This is a genomic window from Streptomyces coffeae, assembly GCF_016741875.1.
In the GTDB taxonomy this organism is placed as follows: Bacteria; Actinomycetota; Actinomycetes; order Streptomycetales; family Streptomycetaceae; genus Streptomyces; species Streptomyces coffeae.
This window is the reverse complement of sequence record NZ_JAERRF010000083.1, coordinates 1-4,918: the sequence shown is the minus strand read 5'-3', so window position 1 is coordinate 4,918 and position 4,918 is coordinate 1. Positions and strand designations below refer to the sequence as shown.

The following is a 4,918-nucleotide window of genomic DNA, read 5'->3' as shown; positions in this document are numbered from 1 at the left end:
CCGCATCCCGGTTGTCTCCAATGTGTCCGGTGAGCTGGTGTCGGCGTTCGACGCCGACTACTGGGTGCGTCATGTCCGTCAGGCGGTCCGGTTCGCCGATGGTGTGCGGACGCTGTGGGATCTGGGTGTGCGGCGGTTCCTGGAGCTGGGCCCCGATGCCGTCCTGACGGCGATGGCGCGGCAGTGCGTGGAGGATGACACCGAGGCCGCGTTCATCCCCGCTCTGCGGGCCAAGCACGGCGAGCGGGAGACCTTCGCCGGCTTCCTCGGCCGCGCCCACACCGCGGGTGTGGAGGTGGACTGGAACGCCTTCTACGCCAACACCGGTGCCCGGCACGTGGATCTGCCCACCTACGCCTTCCAGCGCGAGAACTACTGGCTCTCCCGCAAGCCCGGCGCCGGTGATGCCGCGGCTGCCGGTCTGGACCGGATGAGGCACCCGATCCTGGCCGCGGCCGTGCAGGTCGGTGACCGCGACGAGTGGGTGTTCACCGGCAGCATGTCCCAGGAGACCCAGCCGTGGACTCGCGACCACATGGTGTTCGGCATCGTGCTGGTGCCCGGCGCCGCGATGGTCGAGATGGCACTGACCATCGGCAGGCGGCTGGGCAGCGATGTTGTGGACGAGCTGGTCATCGCCGCGCCCCTGGTCCTGGAGGACCACGTCACCCGGCAGATCCGGGTCACGGTCGGTCAGGCCGGTGAGGACGGCCGTCGCGAGATCGCCTTCTTCTCCCGGATCGAGGCGGGCGAGGACGAAGCCACCGAGCTGACCTGCCACGCCCGCGGCTGGCTCTCCGCCAAGTCCGAGCCTCTGGAGGCGCTGCCCGCCCCGTGGCCGCCCGCGGATGCCGAGTCCCTCGCCGTGTCCGAGCTGTACACGCTGCTCAACCGGAATGCCCACCTGACCGACGTGGGCTTCGACTACGGCCCGGCCTTCCGCGCCGTGCAGTCCGCCTGGCGCCGGAGCGACGAGGTCCTCGTCGAACTGGCACTGCCCGAAGTGGCCGGCCCGGCCGACGGGTTCGCCATCCACCCGGCGATGTTCGACTCCGCACTGCACGGCGGGCTCGGCATGCTCGACATGGGTGAGGACAACCCCAGCGGGCTGCCGTTCTCCTGGTCCGGTGTGCAGTTGGAGCGCTTCGGGCTCACCCGCGTCCGGGTGCGGATCACCTTGCCGGACCCGACCTCCCTGCGGCTCGACATCGCGGGCGACGACGGTCTGCCGCTCGCCTGCCTGCGGCGGCTCGACGTCCGCCCGGTGGAACAGGCGCATCTGGAAGCCGCGCGGCAGGACGGCGAACGCCACCTCTACGAGATGGACTGGGTCCCCGCGAAGGCCGCCGCGGCACGGCCCGTCGGTTTCGCCGCGCTCGGCGAGATCGGTGGTGGGTCGGTGGACCGGTTCGCCGATCTGGCCACGCTGGAGAAGGCTCTGGCCGACGGTGCGAGTGCGCCCGACGTGGTGCTGGCCGCGGTCGGCACACCGGACGGTGACGTGGCCGGGGCGGCCCGAGCTGCCGCCGGTGAGGCGTTGGAGCTGGTACAGAAATGGCTGGCCAGCGAGTGGCTGGGCGAGTCCCGGCTGGTCGTGGTGACCCGTGGTGCGGTGTCCATCGATGGTGAGGCCCCCGCTGTCGCCCAGGCGGCGATGTGGGGTCTGCTGCGGAGCGCCCAATCGGAGCACCCGGGGCGGTTCGTCCTGGTGGACCTCGAGGGCGATGAGCCGGACTGGGGCGCGGTGCTCGAGACGGACGAGCCGCAGCTCGCGGTGCGCGGCGGACGGTTGCTGACGCCGAGGCTGTCGCGTACGGCCGCCACCGGTGAGTCGACGACGGCGTTCGACTCCGAGGGCACTGTGGTGATCACCGGTGGTACGGGTGGTCTGGGCGCGGTGTTCGCCCGTCATCTCGCCACCATGCACGATGTGCGTCATCTGTTGCTGCTCAGCCGCAGGGGCCCGAACGCCGATGGTGTCGCCGAGTTGGTGGCGGAGTTGGAGACCCTGGGGTGTGCTGCCCGGGTCGTGGCGTGTGATGTGGCCGACCGGGAGCAACTGGCTGCCGCACTGGGATCGGTGGAGCGTCCGCTCATCGGAGTGGTGCATGCGGCCGGTGTGCTCGACGACGGTGTGATCGAGTCGCTGTCGCCGGAGCACATCGAACGAGTGATGCGGCCCAAGCTGGACGCGGCGTGGCATCTGCACGAGCTGACCGCTGACGCCGACCTCTCCACGTTCGTGCTCTTCTCGTCGGTGGCCGCCCTCATCGGCAGCCCCGGCCAGGGCAACTACGCGTCGGCCAACGCCGCGCTGGACGCGCTGGCCGCGTCTCGCCGGGCCGTGGGGCTTCCCGCCACCTCGCTGGCGTGGGGTCTGTGGTCGGAGGCCGCGGGTATGGCCGCACAGCTCGGTCAGGGGGAGTTGGCCCGGCTGGAGCGTATGGGCGCCAAGGCGTTGACGACCGAGTTGGGTCTCGGTCTGTTCGACGAGGCCCTGACGTCGGACGTGGCGCTGCTGGCGCCGGTCCGGCTGGACACCGCGGTGTTGCGTGCCCAGGCCAGGGCCGGGTCGATCCCGGCCGTCCTGCGCGGGCTGGCACCCGTCCCGGCCCGGCGTGTGGAGACCACCACGGTGTCCCTGCGTGACCAGCTGGCCGGAGTCGCCGCGGAGGACCGGGAGCAGGTCATCCTGGACATGGTCTGTGGCCAAGTGGCGGCCGTGCTCGGACACGCCTCGGCCGCTGCCATCGAACCCGAACGCGCCTTCCAGGAAATCGGCTTCGACTCGCTCGGCGCCGTCGACCTGCGCAACCGACTGACTCAGGCCACCGGTGTGCGCCTGCCCGCCACGTTGGTGTTCGACTACCCCACACCCGCGGAGATCGCGCGCCTGCTGCTCGCCGAATTCGGCGGTGTCGCAGCCGCCGAACCACCCATCCACAAGGAACTCAAGAAGCTGGAGGACATGCTCGCCACGATCGCCGAAGACGACCGGCGCCAAGTGGCCGAGCGTCTGCGCCGCCTGTTGTCCGTCGTCGCCGACGACGACGAAGCGGAGAGCACGGCCGAGCGCATCGAAGCGGCCACAACGATGGACGAGGTCTTCCAAATGATCGACGCCGAGTTCGGCGAAGCGTGACGAGGGGCGCGGAAATGGCAGAGAACACCGATCAGCAGGAGAAGATCGCCCGCTATCTCAAGAAGATGGCGAGCGACCTCAACCAGGCCCGTGCGCAGCTCCGCGAGTACGAGTCCCGTGACGGGGAGCCCCTTGCGATCGTCGGCATGAGCTGCCGCTACCCGGGTGGGGTGACCTCGCCGGAGGAGCTGTGGGAGCTCGTGGCCACGGGCCGCGACGCCATCGGTCCCTTCCCCACCGACCGCGGTTGGGACCTGGAGCGGCTCTACGATCCGGACCCGGACCGGCTCGGCACCGTGTACACCAGGGAGGGTGGGTTCGTCGACGGCGCTGCCGAGTTCGACGCCGACTTCTTCGGGATCAGCCCGCGCGAGGCGACCGCGATGGATCCGCAGCAGCGCCTGCTGCTGGAGGCATCGTGGGAGGCGTTGGAGGACGCCGGCATCGATCCGAACCGGCTGCGCGGCAGCAACACCGGTGTGTTCTGCGGTGTCGGCCCGTCCGACTACGCGTCGATGCCCGCGGGAACCCTGCCCCAGATCGAGGGCTTCCGCCTGACCGGTTCCACCACCAGCGTGGTGTCCGGCCGTATCGCCTACAGCCTCGGTCTTGAGGGCCCGGCCGTGTCCGTGGACACCGCCTGTTCCGCCTCCGCCGTCGCCCTGCACCTGGCGATCACCGCGCTGCGGGCGGGCGAGTGCTCATTGGCGCTCGCCGGTGGTGTCACCGTGCTGGCCGGTCCGTTCCTGCACATGGAGTTCAGCCGGCAGCGCGGTCTTGCTCCCGACGGGCGGTGCAAGGCGTACTCGGCGTCCGCGGACGGCACCGGGTTCTCCGACGGTCTCGGTCTGGTGGTGCTGGAGCGGCTCTCGGACGCCCAGCGCAACGGGCGGACGATCCTCGGTCTGATCCGGGGCAGCGCGGTGAACCAGGACGGCGCCAGCAACGGTCTGACCGCGCCCAACGGTCCGTCGCAGGAGCGGGTCATCCGTCGGGCCCTCGAGAACGCGGGGCTGTCGCCGTCCGATGTGGACGCAGTTGAGGGCCATGGCACGGGAACCGTGCTCGGTGACCCCATCGAGGCGCAGGCTCTGCTGGCGACGTACGGCCAGGACCGCGACGGCGATCCGCTGTGGCTGGGGTCCATCAAGTCGAACATCGGTCACACCTCGACCGCCGCCGGTGTCGCGGGTGTCATCAAGATGGTCATGGCGATGCGGCACGGTGTGCTGCCGCCCACCCTGCATGTCGATGAGCCGTCACCGCACGTCGACTGGGAGTCAGGCCAGGTCCGGCTGTTGACCGAGGCTCGGGAGTGGCGGGTTGAGGACCGTCCGCGCCGCGCCGCCGTGTCGTCGTTCGGCGTGAGTGGCACCAACGCGCACATCATCGTGGAGCAGGCGCCCGCGGAGGAGCCGTCCGAGGACGCTCCGGTCGATGTGGTCCGGCCCGCCGGATCGGTGCCGGTGCTTCTGTCCGCCCGTAATGACGCGGCGCTGCGGGTGCAGGCCGAGCGGCTGCGGCAGCGCGTGGCCGCCGACGCGGAGGTGTCCGTCGCCAACATCGGCTTCTCGTCCGCGACAACTCGGGCACTGCTGGACCGCCGGGCCGTGGTGGTGGCCGATGGCCGGGACGAACTGATGGCGCGGCTGGCCGAGTTGGCGGCAGGCGAGGCCGCTGTTGGGGGTAAGTCGGCGTTTCTGTTCACCGGTCAGGGTTCGCAGCGTTCGGGGATGGGTCTGGAGCTGGCCGGGGCGTTCCCGGTGTTCGATCAGG

The 4,918-nt window shown here is 70.6% G+C and carries 2 protein-coding genes; both read left to right on the top strand.

The features are described from left to right. Positions 1 to 3,142, top strand: a 3,142-nt coding sequence (locus JK363_RS40860) for an SDR family NAD(P)-dependent oxidoreductase (RefSeq protein WP_201883398.1), incomplete at its 5' end; no start/stop codon positions are given. Positions 3,143 to 3,156: 14 nt separating this feature from the next. Next, the coding region (locus tag JK363_RS40855; protein ID WP_201883397.1) for a type I polyketide synthase at positions 3,157 to 4,918 on the top strand (1,762 nt) is incomplete at its 3' end.